At 57.9% G+C, this 15,092-nt stretch carries 19 protein-coding genes; 16 read left to right on the top strand and 3 right to left on the bottom strand.

The window, feature by feature from the left end:
• Positions 1 to 3: 3 nt before the first annotated feature.
• The 10 genes from ACHEXK_RS05325 to ACHEXK_RS05280 all read left to right on the top strand — a co-directional run bounded on the left by ACHEXK_RS05325 (position 4) and on the right by ACHEXK_RS05280 (position 6,697).
• Positions 4 to 912 (top strand): hypothetical protein, encoded by a 909-nt coding sequence (locus ACHEXK_RS05325; protein WP_416548324.1) that lies wholly within the window; start codon positions 4 to 6, stop codon positions 910 to 912.
• A 17-nt stretch (positions 913 to 929) separates the two neighbouring features.
• Positions 930 to 1,322, top strand: coding sequence for a hypothetical protein (locus ACHEXK_RS05320; RefSeq protein ID WP_416548323.1), 393 nt, complete (start codon positions 930 to 932; stop codon positions 1,320 to 1,322).
• The gene (locus ACHEXK_RS05315; RefSeq protein ID WP_416548322.1) at positions 1,298 to 2,245 is read left to right on the top strand and encodes a hypothetical protein; all 948 of its coding nucleotides are present in this window, start codon (positions 1,298 to 1,300) and stop codon (positions 2,243 to 2,245) included. Before ACHEXK_RS05320 ends, ACHEXK_RS05315 begins: the two co-directional genes overlap by 25 nt.
• Before the next feature lie 108 nt (positions 2,246 to 2,353).
• A complete protein-coding gene (locus ACHEXK_RS05310) occupies positions 2,354 to 2,893 on the top strand; it encodes a M15 family metallopeptidase (protein WP_416548321.1) in 540 nt (179 codons plus the stop codon).
• A 1-nt stretch (position 2,894) separates the two neighbouring features.
• Positions 2,895 to 3,785 carry a hypothetical protein gene (locus tag ACHEXK_RS05305; protein WP_416548320.1) on the top strand — a complete coding sequence of 297 codons (891 nt, stop codon included), beginning with the start codon at positions 2,895 to 2,897 and terminating at the stop codon, positions 3,783 to 3,785.
• Between the two features lie 13 nt (positions 3,786 to 3,798).
• Entirely contained in the window at positions 3,799 to 4,560 is a 762-nt protein-coding gene (locus ACHEXK_RS05300; RefSeq protein ID WP_416548319.1) for a hypothetical protein, read from the top strand.
• A 216-nt stretch (positions 4,561 to 4,776) separates the two neighbouring features.
• The gene (locus ACHEXK_RS05295) at positions 4,777 to 5,223 is read left to right on the top strand and encodes a hypothetical protein (protein ID WP_416548318.1); all 447 of its coding nucleotides are present in this window, start codon (positions 4,777 to 4,779) and stop codon (positions 5,221 to 5,223) included.
• 40 nt (positions 5,224 to 5,263) lie between these two features.
• Positions 5,264 to 5,764: a hypothetical protein gene (locus ACHEXK_RS05290; RefSeq protein WP_416548317.1), complete on the top strand. Its 501-nt coding sequence runs from the start codon at positions 5,264 to 5,266 to the stop codon at positions 5,762 to 5,764.
• A gap of 177 nt (positions 5,765 to 5,941) precedes the next feature.
• Complete coding sequence (locus ACHEXK_RS05285; protein ID WP_416548316.1) at positions 5,942 to 6,370, top strand: hypothetical protein; 429 nt, start codon at positions 5,942 to 5,944, stop codon at positions 6,368 to 6,370.
• Positions 6,371 to 6,445: 75 nt separating this feature from the next.
• Complete coding sequence (locus ACHEXK_RS05280) at positions 6,446 to 6,697, top strand: hypothetical protein (RefSeq protein WP_416548315.1); 252 nt, start codon at positions 6,446 to 6,448, stop codon at positions 6,695 to 6,697.
• Between the two features lie 42 nt (positions 6,698 to 6,739).
• Here the strand turns inward: ACHEXK_RS05280 and ACHEXK_RS05275 are convergent, their stop codons facing one another.
• Complete coding sequence (locus tag ACHEXK_RS05275; RefSeq protein ID WP_416548314.1) at positions 6,740 to 7,207, bottom strand: CBS domain-containing protein; 468 nt, start codon at positions 7,205 to 7,207, stop codon at positions 6,740 to 6,742.
• A 114-nt stretch (positions 7,208 to 7,321) separates the two neighbouring features.
• Between ACHEXK_RS05275 and ACHEXK_RS05270 the strand changes: the two genes are divergently transcribed.
• From ACHEXK_RS05270 to ACHEXK_RS05255, 4 genes are read left to right on the top strand one after another with little or no spacing between them, the layout of a single operon-like run.
• Complete coding sequence (locus ACHEXK_RS05270) at positions 7,322 to 8,635, top strand: O-acetylhomoserine aminocarboxypropyltransferase (RefSeq protein WP_416548313.1); 1,314 nt, start codon at positions 7,322 to 7,324, stop codon at positions 8,633 to 8,635.
• A gap of 2 nt (positions 8,636 to 8,637) precedes the next feature.
• Positions 8,638 to 9,456: an alpha/beta fold hydrolase gene (locus ACHEXK_RS05265; protein WP_416548312.1), complete on the top strand. Its 819-nt coding sequence runs from the start codon at positions 8,638 to 8,640 to the stop codon at positions 9,454 to 9,456.
• Positions 9,453 to 10,784 carry a cytochrome P450 gene (locus ACHEXK_RS05260; RefSeq protein ID WP_416548311.1) on the top strand — a complete coding sequence of 444 codons (1,332 nt, stop codon included), beginning with the start codon at positions 9,453 to 9,455 and terminating at the stop codon, positions 10,782 to 10,784. Before ACHEXK_RS05265 ends, ACHEXK_RS05260 begins: the two co-directional genes overlap by 4 nt.
• A 17-nt stretch (positions 10,785 to 10,801) precedes the next feature.
• Complete coding sequence (locus tag ACHEXK_RS05255; protein WP_416548310.1) at positions 10,802 to 11,125, top strand: Mpo1-like protein; 324 nt, start codon at positions 10,802 to 10,804, stop codon at positions 11,123 to 11,125.
• Between the two features lie 4 nt (positions 11,126 to 11,129).
• Here the strand turns inward: ACHEXK_RS05255 and ACHEXK_RS05250 are convergent, their stop codons facing one another.
• Positions 11,130 to 12,371, bottom strand: coding sequence for a YihY family inner membrane protein (locus ACHEXK_RS05250; protein ID WP_416548309.1), 1,242 nt, complete (start codon positions 12,369 to 12,371; stop codon positions 11,130 to 11,132).
• A 21-nt stretch (positions 12,372 to 12,392) separates the two neighbouring features.
• Here ACHEXK_RS05250 and ACHEXK_RS05245 point away from each other — a divergent pair, with 21 nt between their 5' ends.
• Together ACHEXK_RS05245 and ACHEXK_RS05240 are read left to right on the top strand one after the other, a co-directional pair.
• Complete coding sequence (locus tag ACHEXK_RS05245; RefSeq protein WP_416548308.1) at positions 12,393 to 12,800, top strand: DUF2069 domain-containing protein; 408 nt, start codon at positions 12,393 to 12,395, stop codon at positions 12,798 to 12,800.
• A 5-nt stretch (positions 12,801 to 12,805) separates the two neighbouring features.
• A complete protein-coding gene (locus ACHEXK_RS05240; protein WP_416548307.1) occupies positions 12,806 to 14,242 on the top strand; it encodes an FAD-binding oxidoreductase in 1,437 nt (478 codons plus the stop codon).
• Positions 14,243 to 14,252: 10 nt separating this feature from the next.
• On the opposite strand, the gene ACHEXK_RS05235 is transcribed toward ACHEXK_RS05240, so the two are convergent.
• Entirely contained in the window at positions 14,253 to 15,062 is an 810-nt protein-coding gene (locus ACHEXK_RS05235) for a peptidylprolyl isomerase (RefSeq protein ID WP_416548306.1), read from the bottom strand.
• Positions 15,063 to 15,092: the final 30 nt, after the last annotated feature.

Here is a 15,092-nt window from a genome sequence, read left to right as displayed (position 1 = left end):
ACTATGAACCCACAACACCTTCTCGACTCTGCCTACCGCCAAGTCTTGGCGGGTCAGGTCATGCCCGCGCTCAGATTGTTGGGCAAACCCCTCTCCGACTTGTTCATCCAGTACGAACAAGAAGATCGGTCGCACGAATTGATCTCGACGGCGAGAGCGCACCCGCTGTTTGAAATCACGCAGCAAGACCCCTACACCGCACGGGCTTACGACAAACCCCGAGGCTACGCTGGCGATGCCGTGATGCTGGACTACATCTACAGCGGGCAAACCGACCACGGCATCAGCCCCATGGGGGCACGCATCTTTCAGTGCACCACAAGGGTATCCATGGGTTTGAGTGTGGTCTACAGAAAGGCCCTGCTGAACGCTTACATCAACGACACGGCAGCATTGCATTCGCCCTTTTCCATGTTGTCGGTCGCTTCGGGGCATTGCCGCGAAATCGAGGGCAGCTTGGTTTTGAACGATGCTTTTCAGGGCGAGTTCATCGCCCTGGATGCCGATGCCCAAACCTGTGCCGAAGTCACCGCCACCTACACAACCCCCAAAGTGCGTGCCCTGCACGGCAATGTCAAACAGTTGCTGCAAAACGAGGTGGCGCTGCCCGGCCCGTTCAACTTCATCTATTCGGCCGGTTTATTTGATTATTTGAGCGACGCAGTCGCCCGCCAACTCATCGCCACGCTGCTCACAAGATTGGCCCCAAAAGGCAGGCTGCTGGTGGCCAATTTCGTGCCCGGCGCTTACGGCCGTGGCTACATGGCGTGCTTCATGGACTGGCACCTCATCTACCGCACCACCGACGAATTGAAGGCCTTGTTTCCTGAAGCGCTGAGATCACAAGTCACGGTGACCACCGACCCGCATGGCAATGTGGCTTATGCGGTTTATGAGCACAGCGCAACTTGACAATCAGTCAAACAGACATGCGCCCGGCAGATCGCACCAACCAGAAAAGACCACTTCAAGCCAAGTGTGCGCGGGGCTTGGTATGTCTGCTGTGCCTGGCTTTGTGTGGCTGTGCCAGCACCATCGACCATGGTGAGGGCTACCAAACACGGCGTTACCTGGGCTGGCTGGAGGTTCTGGAACACCGGCACCAGCAGCAAATCAGCATCGAACGCGTGCAAGCCACGGGCTTGCGGATAGGACCTGGCCTGGGCATCGGCCACTTTGATGACCGTCGCATTGAATTGCCAAAGGACTGCCACCTGATCGTCGTTGTCAAAAACATTGAGCAATGGCAACAGTTATTGACCGCCTACCCCCAACTGCAACAACAGGAGATGAAACCATGCGTCAAACCACTCGATCACTGATCACCACTGGTGCGGTATTGGCCGTTGCAACCTTGGCAGGGTGCGCACTGCCTGCGCACAACAACACTTTGATATTTGCGGTGCATCGCAAAGTAGGTCTCGATGTCACCCCCACCAGCGGCACCAATGCAGGCCTTACTGTGGGCTATTCCTCCAATGAATTTGCATGGGTTCCGTTGTGGGCCAACGACGCCGATGGCAAACCGTTTACCGATTGTGACACCGAAAACAAAGCGACCAATGAAAAACTGATGAATGGAACAACAAAGATCTCCACGGAAGCCGTGCAAAAAATGTCTATTCGCTGCGCGAAAGACCCCAAGTTTGTTGCCATTGATAACGGCACGAATGACAGAAACAAAGATTCGTATTCGGTATTTGCCAGTTTTGGCGGTGACATCAACGCAGGCTCAGGCACCGAAAACACTGCAGGAGTGAAAGTTGCTTCATTTTTTGCTACAGGCATGGCAGCGCAAAACCTCAGTGAAAACGACGCAGGACAACTCTTAGGGGCCAGCACTGGAGCCCAAAAGCGCAAACCGCAAACACCCGAGCAAGCGAACAAGAGTCTGATCTTGCAGTGGCTAAGGAAATCGGCCGATGAGGACAAAGTAAGCGCCAAGTGCATAGACGCGCTTTTGCAAAACATCCCTGCCACCATCACAGGTTCGCTCAGCAAAGATCTGGACAAATATTCACCAGAAGATGCCACGACCTTGATCGTCGCGACACTGGACATCAAGGCCAAAACCACACTACCTGAAGTCGCAGCGCAAGCCAATGTACTGACAGCCCGTTGGGACCCCGAGTACCAGAAGCATAAAAACGATGTTGCGAACAAAGACAAAAAAGTGGATGAAATGGCAGCGTCAACTCGAAACATTTTGTGCCAATTACCGACTGCGTCGGCAGGCATGGACTGAAGCCCATGTTCAAGCTGATGGTGGCCATGTAGAGCCCGTGTTGGAGGCCATTGGCATGACAACACGCTGACCAAGCACCAGCCACCTAAAAATTCATCCGGAGCCAATATGAGAACCCCCAACGGATACGACGAAATCAAAGCCATTTTTGGCAACCCTAAGGCAGCAGACGGCACGCTCAATCCGGTATGGGAGGCCAAGAACATCAAGACGGTTCGCCCACCTGCTGGGTGGCAGCTCTACTACCAAGACTACAACGGACCCATCAAAGTGTCTGGCTTGCGAGTGCATCGTTTGCTGGAGCCATCACTCACCAACGTGCTGCGCGAGGTTTGGGAATATGCGCGTGGCCAGCTGGGCGCAGCGGCCACTGAGGCAGAAATCCGCGATTGGCTGCACCAACGACGGGTTGACCTGCATGGTGGCGCATTCAACTACCGCAAAAAGCGTGTCACCTCCAAAGAACTGTCGCTGCATTCATTCGGCATCGCCTTGGACTGGGACCCGCTCAACAATCCTCAAAAAGTGCCGCTGACAAAAACATTGCCCGACTGGTGGTACGCCATCTGGCAGGCCAATGGCTGGCATGACGGGCGCAACTTTTCAAAGCCCGACCCTATGCATGTGCAATTTGCAACAGGAGCCTGACATGTACGAAGCGAATATCTGGAAAATCATTTTTTTGTTTTTAATGGCGAGCTCTTCTTGGGCGCAATGCGAGTCTGAAGCTCAAGCAAGAATTAATGCTGAACATCGATTGATGGATTTCGGAAATAACAAAAATCCATCACCGGACTGGGCTAAAAGCAAAAGACAATTCGCGGAGAATGTAAATAGTGCCCGCCCCAGAGAGGTGGCGGACGCAAAACAAAATGGTCTTTATAACCGGAAAAATACGCAATTCAAAACGAATGTGGAAAGCAAAATAGCCGAATACAAAGAGCGAATAGATAAGGATCGTCAGAATCAGCGTAATTCTCGATATGAAATTGATATTGTTGCTATCGAGCGCGGTATCACAGGTGCCCTGTATAACATTTGTTTACTCGGGTTGAGTTTGGAGTCGGCAGCTAACGGCGCATCATCAGACCCAGCGCAAACATCTCAGCCGGAATCCAATACATCTCAACAAACCGCTGCTCAGCAGCAAGCCGCCCAACAAAATCAAGCCCGCGCTGACCAGCAGCGCCAAGGCAAGCGCAAGACCAATGACCCGGCAGCGCAGGCGCATGAGTGCGTTGCCATTGACCAAGCTGGCTCCGGCAACTTTGGGGCGTTCAAAAACACCTGCGCTTACAAGGTGAACTTCACGACCTGCAATTACCGCCCCCGCACAATTCAAGGTGGATTCAACTGGTCAGCAGATTTTGATTGCGAGAAGCAGCAGTACGGGCTGCACACACCCGATGCAGGCAGGACCGTTGCAGCCCACAACCGCAACACCGAAATGGTCTATTGGTTCGCCTGCAAAGCGCCTGCAACACCCGTGGATGCAGCGTTCGTTGTAGGCAAGGGCATCGAAGCCCGGTGCCATAACTGATGCGGGGGCAGCAATGAAGCCCGTTCAGCTATCGGCAGCGTATTCAATCCGTAGTTTCTGCAAACATATTGGTTTGCTCTGTTTGCTGGCAACCCTCAAGGCGCATGGCTGCAACTTGAGCGATAACGGAAATGGCACCATGACCGTCCCTTCAAGTGGCTTGCTGATACGAAGCTGCGCGGTGGGGGAAAACTGGACTGGCAGCAGTTGCACAGGTACCAGCACTGGCTACACCTGGCAAAGTGCAATGCAGAATTTCAGCACGGGTGTATGGCGCTTAATGACCAAAGAGGAAGCCGCCCAAATAGCGCCCAATGCGAAAACCTGCTGGTCAGTCACCGGTGGGGCGTGGAATGCCTCTTGGACTTCGACTCCTGATCCGAACGACGACACTGTCGCACATATTGCAGGCTTCAAAGTTGGATTAGTTGGGATAGCCCTCCGTGACAACAAGAAGGATGTGAGACTGGTCAGTACAGGGGGCAATCAAGGCAACGGGATACCCAAAAATAGTTGCGACAGGGAAGAGCGAAACGCGCTTGCTGCACCCGGTATGCGGTCAGACATTCGCCCTTTTCTAGAGGGCAATATTCAAAACATGGACACAGGCAATTTGACACAGCGACTTGAAGGCGCAAGAGCGCGTGCTACAGAGTTACCTGCTGCTGCTCTTTTTGCGTGTTTAGCCGCGAAGGACTTACGCGCCCGCATGTCACCAGCGGAGAAAATTTCCGACGATGCCAAGACCACTGGCCGTGGCGCACGGGGCGGATGAATAATGCCACTCCACTGGGTTCTCACACCTACCAACTGTCGTAGCACTGTCACTTCGTCTGGACTCGTGTGCTTGTTGCTGAGCAGCGCTGTAGCGCACGCCCATGCACCAACCACATGCGCCGATTTGCAGTGGCCCACAGAATCTGGCTTTCAAACGCTGCAACCGTTGAACTCACCCACTGCGGATAAACCAAGCGCATCCGATGCCCCCGGTGTGAAAACAGAAGCTGCGCAAAAGAAAGCACGCCTGACCTGCGACGTTACACCTTTGCACGCTTGGAATGTGAACCCGAAAGCCAATGCGTTTGCCCAACATGTGTCCACAGCGATGAAGGCGGGTACACCCCGCACGAATGTGGTGGCACAGGCCATCTATTTGAGAGAGGTATTTCCATTGAGGTCGGGGGCACAAGGCTTGAACAAGCCTTCAGATGTGTGGCGCAAAGAGCAAGCGCAGGCGTGGTGCGACCAGCAGCCATCGACAGCTGCCCCAGAAAAATTGAACGTCCCCACCAACTTGCCCACCTTGGGTGAGGCGGTGCAGCAGTTGAACCCACGCGCCATCGCTTTGAGTTGGCAGGTGTTGGCTGGCTTGCCCTTGAAACAACTCAGGGATGGTTGCAGTGCGGCAGTCAAGCGGTTTGTGGTGAAAGGCGATTGAAATGAAAAATCGGTCAGCGCGTTTTGTGGATTTACTCTCTTTGGCGCTGCTGAGTCTACTGACTGCATCGTCTGGATTTAACCTACATGCCCAACAGCTGGCCAAGATGCCGTTCATGGCGGACTGTGTGCTGCTGCAAAACAAGGCGACTGCCTTATTTGCCAAAGGCTTGCCGCCCGCAGATTGGGCAGCCGTTGCTGCGGCGATAGAAGAGGACATGAAGCCGTATCGCAGTGTGCAAGGGCACGCCCCGCATTTGCTCAAGGCTGAAATCCAGCGGCTTCTTTCCTTCGATGAAAAACCGGACCTGCCGCTTCAAACACGGGAGGCCAATCAAAAAGCGCTTGCAAGTACCGATGCAGCCTTGTGCTGGCAAGACTACGCCGCTAGGCGTGACCACACTTTCTCAAGCGCAGAGCGTGCGCAGTTTCTTGCCGATCTGCGTGCCAAAGAGGCCCAGCAATTGGCAGAAGCTGCACGCCTGGAAGCCAGCAAACCCGACGATGCCAAGACCATCGGTGGTCGTGCACGCGGCGGGTAAACATGGAGAACTTAAGCGATGTTTTTCTTCAAACATATTTATGCACTGTTGGCCATTGCCATGGGCGGCCTGTTCTTTTCGGGCACAGGCACTGCACAAGAAATGTGTTCCTTGCCAGGCCCCACCGGTCCATGCCAAATCATGGCCAATGCCATTGCCTTGAAAAACGCGGGCTGCATGGCTTGGGCCAATTCAGACCACCAAGGCATGTGCCTCAACGGAAAACTCGAAGGGGTGGGCTTGTTGCGCAATCCGCACCCAGATGGGAAAAAAGTATCGTTTTATCTGGCCAATTTCCGGGCAGGAATTCCGGACGACCCCATCGTGGCGTTTCACAGTGAAGCCATTGCTGTGAACTATGTCCAGCAAGCCAAACAATTTGATGTTTGCGTCTGGTTCGACGAATCTGGCAAAAAATCAGATGACATTCGCGGCAAGAGCAGGATTTGCAACAGCGCCGAAAAAATCTTTGGGAGTGACATCCTCTCTGATGCCACCTACCAACGTATCCGCACCGGGCAATTCAATGTCCGCAGCCCAGTGCTGATTGCTGATGCACCTGGGGATGCACCCAAAACTGTTGGCCGTGGTGCGCGAAGTCAATAATTTCAACCTCGCGTACAACTTCGACCCACTGGACTCCAAAGCTTGTCTTTGACTCACTTTGCCAAAGAATTCCCCATGCACCCGTTCAATCACTTCAAGGCAACATTCTTCATCGATACAGTGCCCCACCTGCGAAGGCTAACTGCCTGTTTGGCTTTTCTGCCCCTGGGCAGCATGGCCCTTGCCCAAACCTCTCTGGCTGGTTCCAAAGCCGCTCTGGCGCAAGCCAAAGCGACACCGGGTGCGGTGGTGGCGATGCGGCACACCGAGGTCATGGGCACGCAGCCCACGCATTACGACCCGAAACGCCACACACCGAGCTTTTGAATATTTAGCGACCATCCCGCCCGTACAGGCGATGGTGATCGTTCACAGTTTCACATCTTCGGCCTCAGGGCCCGAACCTTCGGGCCAATCGCGGATGTAGGCCTTGAGCATTTTGTTTTCGAAGTTCTGGCCGTCCACCACGGCTTTGGCCACGTCGTAAAAGCTGATCACGCCCATCAACATGGCGCCTTCCATGACCGGCATGTAGCGGGCGTGGTGTTCGAGCATCATCCGACGCACTTCGTCGATGTCGGTGTCCCCCGTACAGGTCAAAGGCTCGCTGTCCATGGCATCGCTGACCAGAGAAGTCCCCGCTTGGCCACCGTTTTTCACGATTTGCTGAATGACTTCTCGGAAGGTGAGCATGCCCGCCAGGGCCCCTTTGGCCATCACCACCAAGGAGCCCAAGTCTTTCTCAGCCATGTCGGTCATGGCGAGGGCCAAAGGTTCATCCGATTGCACAGTGAACAAAGTGCCGCCTTTGACGCGGAGGATGTCGCTGACTTTCATGGTGTGTCTCCTGAGGGTCGGTCCGAGTTAGATTGGTAGTCAATATAGCCCACAATGAACGCTCAGCGTAAGGCTTCACGCTTGGTGGACAATTTCTTTTTTGGGAGACCTTTCATGGCGGGTTACAGCGATCCCGGTTTTGACACTTTGGCCCTGCATGCGGGGGCAGCCCCCGACCCGGCAACGGGTGCACGGGCGGTTCCTATCCATCTGACGACCTCGTTTGTTTTTGAGTCCAGCGACCAGGCTGCAGCCCTGTTTAACCTCGAGCGCCCAGGCCATGTGTACAGCCGCATCAGCAACCCCACCAACGCGGTGCTGGAGCAGCGGATTTCGGCCCTAGAAGGCGGCATTGGAGCCATCACCACATCAAGTGGTCAGGCCGCTTTGCATTTGGCCATTGCCACCCTCATGGGGGCGGGCTCGCACATCGTGGCCTCGTCGGCCCTGTATGGCGGCTCGCACAACCTGTTGCACTACACCCTGAGCCGCTTTGGCATCCGCACCACCTTCGTCAAACCCGGCGACCTCGACGCCTGGCGTGCCGCCGTGCAGCCCGACACGAAACTCTTTTTTGGTGAAACCGTGGGCAACCCCGGCATGGATGTGCTGGACATCGAGGCCGTGAGCGCCATCGCGCACGAATCGGGTGTGCCCTTGCTGGTGGACTCCACCCTCACCTCGCCCTGGCTCATCAAGCCTTTTGACCACGGGGCCGACCTCGTTTACCACTCGGCCACCAAGTTTTTGTCGGGCCACGGCACGGTGGTGGGCGGTGTGGTGGTGGATGGCGGCAGTTTTGACTGGGACCAATCGGGCAAGTTTGCCGAGTTGAGCCAGGCCTATGCTGGCTTTCACAACATGGTGTTCAGCGAGGAAAGCACCGTGGGCGCCTTCTTGCTGCGGGCTCGGCGCGAGGGCCTGCGCGACTTTGGCGCCTGCATGAGCCCGCACACCGCTTGGCTGATTTTGCAAGGCATCGAAACCCTGCCCCTGCGCATGGCCCGCCACATGGAGAACACGGCCAAAGTGGTCGAGTTTTTGGCCGCGCACCCACTCGTCAGCCGCGTAGGCCACCCCCTGCTGGAGAGTCACCCTTCGCACGCCTTGGCCCAAAAGCTCCTGCCTCGCGGCGCGGGCTCGGTCTTCAGTTTTGACATCAAGGGCAGCCGCGCCCAAGGCCAAAAGTTCATCGAAACCCTCCAGGTCTTCAGCCACCTGGCCAATGTGGGCGACTGCCGCAGCCTGGTGATCCACCCGGCCAGCACCACGCATTTCCGCATGACGGACGAAGCCCTGTCCGCTGGCGGCATCGGCCCCGGCACCATCCGTTTGTCCATCGGCTTGGAAGACCCGGCAGACTTGATCGACGACCTGAAAAAGGCCCTGAAAGCGGCCGAAAAAGCGGGCGTGAAAGCAGGAGCCTGACCATGAAGACCTCTGTTCAAGGCCACGAGCTCTACGCCTACACCGGCGGCAAGCCCTTCAACCCCGCGCAGCCCACCGCCGTGTTCATCCACGGCGTGCTCAACGACCACAGCGTCTGGATTTTGCAGACCCGCTACATGGCCCACCACGGCTGGAATGTGCTGGCCATCGATCTGCCCGGGCACTGCAAAAGCGAAGGCACCCCGCCCCAAAGCGTGGAAGAAGCGGCCGACACCGTCATCGCGCTGCTCGATGCGCTGAATATCGACAAAGCCGCCCTGATCGGCCACAGCTTTGGCTCGCTCATCGCCCTCGAAGCGACCGCCCGTGACAGCAAGGCGCACCCCGGGCGGGTCAGCCACTTGGGTTTGGTGGGCACGGCCTACCCCATGCGCGTGTCGCCTGCCTTGCTCGATTTATCGGTCAGCGCCCCGTTCAAGGCCATCGACATGGTCAACAACTTCTCTCACTCCACACTCGCCCCACCCCCTTCTGCCTTGGGCCCCGGCACTTGGCTCTATGGCGGCAGCAAAGCGCTGATGCGCCGGGTACTGGCCAGCAACAAACAAGTCAACGTGTTCCACACCGGCTTCAAGGCCTGCGACGATTACCGTGGCGCAGAGGCCGCCATGCCGCAAGTGGCCTGCCCCACCCTGTTTGTGCTGGGCACTGCTGACCAAATGACGCCACCGAAAGCTGCGCAAAGCCTGATCGATCTGTGCAAGCAGCCCCAGGTCGTGAAACTGCCTGCAGGCCACTCGCTCATGACCGAAGCGCCTGAAGGGGTGCTGCGGGCGCTCAAGGCCTTCTTGAAACCATGAACGCGCCGATCACCCCGCCCCTGTCGGCTGAAAGGGCTCAAGGGATCGCTCAGACCCTCGACCTGCGGGCCTTGCCGCGCGACTTTCTGGACAACCCTTACCCGGTTTACGCCGCGCTGCGCGAGTCGGCGCCCTTCAAGCGCATGCCCGATGGCTCGTATTTCCTCACCCGTCACGCCGATCTGGTGGCGGTGTACCGCGACGCCAAGGTCTTCAGCTCCGACAAGCAGGTCGAGTTCGGCCCCAAATACAACCGCGCGCCGTTCAACCAGCCGCCCTTCGCCACTGCAAATGGTGTCTCCCCGCTGTTCGAGCACCACACGAGCAGCCTGGTCTTCAACGACCCGCCGCTGCACACCCGGGTGCGCCGCCTGATCATGGGCGCCCTCACCCGCCGCGCCATCGAAGCCATGGAGCCGGGCCTGGTGCAACTGGTGGACAGCCTGCTGGACAACATGGAGGCGCAAGGCGGCGGCGACCTGATCGAAGACTTTGCCTCGGCCATTCCAGTCGAAATCATTGGCAATTTGCTGGATGTGCCACACGCCGAACGTGCCCCTTTGCGCGGCTGGTCGCTGGCCATTTTGGGCGCGCTGGAGCCATCCCTCACCCCAGAGCAAGAAGCACTGGGCCACCGCAGTGTGAATGAATTTTTGGCCTACTTGCGCGAACTGGTGGCCAAGCGCCGGCAGCATCCAGGAGACCCGGAGCACGACGTGCTGACCCGACTGATCCAGGGCGAAAAGGATGGCGAATCCGGCGGCGACGCCTTGAGCGAGGTTGAGCTGCTGCACAACTGCGTGTTCTTGCTCAACGCCGGGCACGAAACCACCACCAACCTGATCGGCAACGCCCTCATCAGCCTGCAAGAATGGCCCGAGCAGCGCGAACAACTGAAGGCCGACCTGCAAGCCGCTGCCAGCGCCGAAGAACGTGAACAGATCATGGGGCTGGCCGTGGACGAATTTTTGCGTTTTGAATCGTCCAACCAACTGGGCAACCGACGCGCCCTGCAAGCCACCCAGGTCAACGGCGTGGACTTGCCCGTGGGCGCCTTGGTCACCCTGTGCATTGGTGCAGCCAACCGCGACCCGGCCGTGTATGACAACCCCGAACAACTGAATTTGCGCCGGACCGGCAACAAGCACCTGGCTTTTGGCTTTGGCGTGCACCAGTGTGCGGGTTTGAGTTTGGCGCGTTTGGAGGGCCGCATCGCCATCGGACGGTTTTTGCAGCGCTTTCCAAATTACCAGCTCACGCAAGCGCCCCAGCGCGGGGGCCGCGCTCGGTTTCGCGGCTTTTTGCACGCGCCGTTTTCAATCCGATGAGCACCAGGAGACTTGCCATGAACACCACCGAAGCACCAACACCGCAGCACAACAGCTTTGCAGAGTTCTACCCTTTTTACCTGAGCGAGCACAGCCACCGCACCTGCCGGCGCCTGCATTTTGTGGGCAGCACATTGAGTTTGGTGTGTCTGGCCATGTTGGCCGTGACCGGCAAGCCCCAGTACTTTGTGTATGGCTTGCTGTGTGGTTACGGCTGCGCCTGGATCGGGCATTTTGTGTTCGAAAAGAACAAGCCGGCCAGCTTCAAACGCCCGCTCTACAGCTTCATGGGCGACTGGGTGATGTACCGCGACATGTGGCGCGGCAAGGTGAGTTTTTGAACACTCAATCCGGCAGCATCTGCACCAAACGGATTTGGTCCAGGCGCGTTTGCTGCCAGATCGGATCGGTCGCAGAACCCCGCAGTACCAGCAAACGGTCGGCCAACGGCGCCACCGTGGCCAGCGCAGGGTCCACCAACAAAACCTGCCGTGCTTGCCCTGCATCGTTTTGCGCCGCCAAGCGCCCCACCCAGTCGAGGCTTTGCAACACTTCCAGCACCGGACGCAACTCGCTCAACTCCACCCGCAAACGCTTGGCCAATTCATCGGTGCTCAAGCCCCGCTGTTCAGTCGCCTTGGCCGCGTTCAGCTGGGCCAAAATCTCCAGGGCCAACCTGAAGGCCCAGCCCGCCCCTTCGGGCTTGCGCCACTCTTGGCGACCCAACTCGGGCAAGCTGGCCGCCAAGACCGCGCCCAGCAGCACCAGCAACCAAGTCACGTAAATCCAGACCAACAAAATCGGCAGCGCGGCGAATGCGCCGTAAATCAGGGAATAGGTGGGCACCTCCAACAGGTACAGGGCCATGAGTTTCTTGGCCAACTCGAGTGCCCCGGCGACAAAAAAACCCGCCGTGATCGCATGCCGCCAGCGCACGCGGGTATACGGCACATAAAAATACAAACCACTCACACAGGCCGTGAGCAGCAAGAATTCGAAACTGTCGAGCAACCAACGCACTGAGCCCGGCAACACATCCACCACATCCCGAGAGGCGGTCAGCACGTAGGAGGTGATGGCCAGACTGGCCCCCAAAAAAAGGGGCCCCAAGGTGATCGATGACCAATACAACAGGACCCTTTGCGCCAACGGTCTTTGCCGGCGCAAGCCCCAGATTTGTCCCAAAGTGCGCTCGATCGTGACCATCAAAAAGACGGCCGACATGAGCACCGCCACCAAACCCACCGTTCCCAAGCGGCTGGCTTTGCGTGAGAACTGCGTCAGATAACTCAGCACCTGGCGGGCTATGCTCTCGGGTACCAAGCTTTCAATCAGCCAGCGCTGGATCGTGTCCTGAAACTTGCCAAACACCGGGAAGGCCGCAAACACGGCCAAACCCACCGCAAACAAAGGCACCAAAGCCAGCACGGTGGTGAAGGTGAGCGAACTGGCACTCACGCCCAATCGGGCATCGCGGAAACGCTCGGCCAAGACACTCGCCATCTGACGCCAAGGGAAAACTGATAATTCTTGCCACCAAAGTGCGAAATGCGCACGCAAAGTGGACTTTGACAGAGAAGATTGCATGCCCGGTATGATGCCACCGCAATGAACACACACACAGAAAACCACCCTGCTGGCGTCAATTTGACCCGCCAAATGGCCGTGGGCAGCTTACTTGGCCTGATTGTTTTGGGTCTGCTTTGGGAACTTTGGCTGGCGCCCTTGCGGCCGGGTGGTTCTTGGTGGGCCATCAAGGTCTTGCCGCTGTGCATCCCCTTAGCGGGACTGCTTAAAAACCGCATGTACACCTACCGGTGGGTCAGCATGTTGGTGTGGCTTTATTTTGTAGAGGGCGTGGTACGGGCTTGGGGCGACGCCTGGCCGTCCAACGCACTGGCTGGACTGCAAACGCTGTTGTGCACCAGCTTGTTTGTGGCTTGCGCCCTGCATGTGCGCATCCGGTTCAAGGCCGCCAAAGCCACAGGCAACTTTGTGCCTGTGCCCCGGGATTGAACAACATGAGCCCCACCATCCCCCACCCATTGCTGGAACAATTGCGCCAAATTTGTGGCCCCGCCAACGTGCTCACCCACGAAGACCCGGCCAACGACCTGAGCGCCTGGGAGCAAGACTGGCGCAAACGCGTCCAAGGTCGTGCATTGGCCGTGGTGCGTCCAGGTGACACAGGGCAAGTGGCCGCCGTGGTCAAAGCTTGTGCAGCGGCGGGCACCCCCATCGTGCCCCAAGGCGGCAACACCGGGCTGGTGGTGGGCGGTGTGCCCAACCGCTCGGGCACGCAAATCGTGCTGAGCATGACCCGCATGAACGCCGTGCGCGCCATTGACCCGGCCAACCTCACCATCACGGTCGAAGCCGGTTGCGTGCTGCAAAACCTGCAGGCCGCCGCCGCAGCTGCCGGATTTTTGTTCCCCTTGAGCTTAGGCGCCGAAGGCAGCTGCACGATTGGCGGAAACCTGGGCACCAACGCAGGGGGCACCCAGGTCGTGCGCTATGGCAACACCCGTGAGCTGTGCCTAGGCCTTGAAGTGGTCACCGCTCAAGGTGAGATCTGGCATGGCCTGTCGGGACTGCGCAAAGACAACACGGGTTATGACCTGCGCAACCTGATGATTGGCAGCGAAGGCACGCTGGGCATCATCACTGCGGCCACCCTGAAGCTGTATCCGCAGCCCGCGGCTCAACTCACCGCATGGGCCGCTGTGCCCAGCATGGAAGCAGCCGTACAACTTCTGGGGCTGGCCCACCAACGACTGGGCCCTGGCCTCACGGGTTTTGAAATCATGGGGCAGTTCGCGCTGAGCTTGGTGGACAAACATTACCCGCAACTGCGCGTGCCGCTCTGGCAAGAAACCCCTTGGTGCGTGCTGCTGGAAAACTCCGACAGCGAAAGCGAAAGCCACGCGCGCGGACAGTTTGAATCCCTGCTCGAAGCGGCACTGGAACACGGCTGCGTCAGCGACGCCGTGGTCGCCGAAAACCTCATGCAAGCCCAAGGCCTGTGGCATATCCGCGAGAGCATCACAATGGCCCAAGCCACCGAAGGCCTGAACATCAAACACGACATCAGCATCCCGGTTTCACGCATCCCGGACTTTGTGGCAGAAACCGACGCCCTGCTGGCACGTGAAGTCCCTGGCGTGCGCATGGTGGACTTTGGGCACTTGGGCGACGGCAACCTGCACTACAACGTGCAAGCGCCTGAAGGCGCCGATGGCCCCGCTTTTTTACGCGAGTTCGAAGACAAGGTGAACACCTGGGTGTTTGACCAGGTCAAACGCTTTGGCGGCTCCATCAGTGCCGAACACGGCGTGGGCGAGCAAAAAGTGCACAAACTCCCGCATTACAAAGACCCCACGGCCTTGGCCATGATGCGAGCGGTCAAGCAAGCGTTGGACCCGCAAAACCTGCTCAACCCTGGGCGGGTACTGGGCTGAACCGCCCAGCTCACTTCACCACAGCCGCATCGCTCAGTTTTTTGAGCAAGGCGGCGCGTCGGCTTTGAACCACCGCGGCTTGCAGCAGGTTTTTACTCTCGTCAAATCCGGGTACTTGATAAGCTCGCTTGGCGGTCAGCTTGATCACATGCCAATAAGGGCCCACCTGAATGGGGGCCGCCGATACGGCACCTGTGGCCAGATTGACCACCACGTTGGAGATGGCGGGCGCGATTTGGTCAGGCAAAAACCAGCCCAAGTCGCCACCCTTGTCTTTGCTCGGGTCCATTGAACGTGACTTGGCCAGCGCATCAAAGGCTTGACCCGCGCGCAACGCCATCAGCACACCGCGCGCGTCGGCCTCGGAGGCCAACACAATGGACGAAATCTGGAACTGCTGCATCTCACCGGCTGCCTTCAAGGCTTTGACCTGACGCTCGTATTCCGCCTTGAGTTCGGCCTCGGCGATCGGGTTTTTGGTGAACTCGTCGTTCAGCACCAACTCAATCAACAGGTTTTGCCGCATCACCGTCAAGGCCTCTTGCGTGGTGGCCAATTGGTCGAGGCCGCGCTTTTTCGCCTCTTGGGTCATCAGCTCACGCGCGACCAACTCTTGCTTGAGGGCAGCACGCAACTCCGGCGTGTCCTTTTGGCCTTGGGCCACATTGGCTTCGACGTTGCGGTCCATCCACCGTGCCTCGATGGCCACCCCATTGACCACGGCCACCGGCGCATCTGCAGCCATGACGGCCCCCACACTGCTCAAGGAAAAGGCACAAAACCATGCACACACCGTGCTGCTCATCTTCAACTTCATCATCGCTTACTCCAATAAATCATCCACCGAGGC

Origin of the sequence: Limnohabitans sp. DCL3 (genome assembly GCF_048019295.1) — a bacterium.
Classification (GTDB): Bacteria; Pseudomonadota; Gammaproteobacteria; order Burkholderiales; family Burkholderiaceae_C; genus Limnohabitans_A.
The sequence above is the reverse complement of the archived record's forward strand: the minus strand, read 5'-3'. Positions and strand labels throughout refer to the sequence as shown.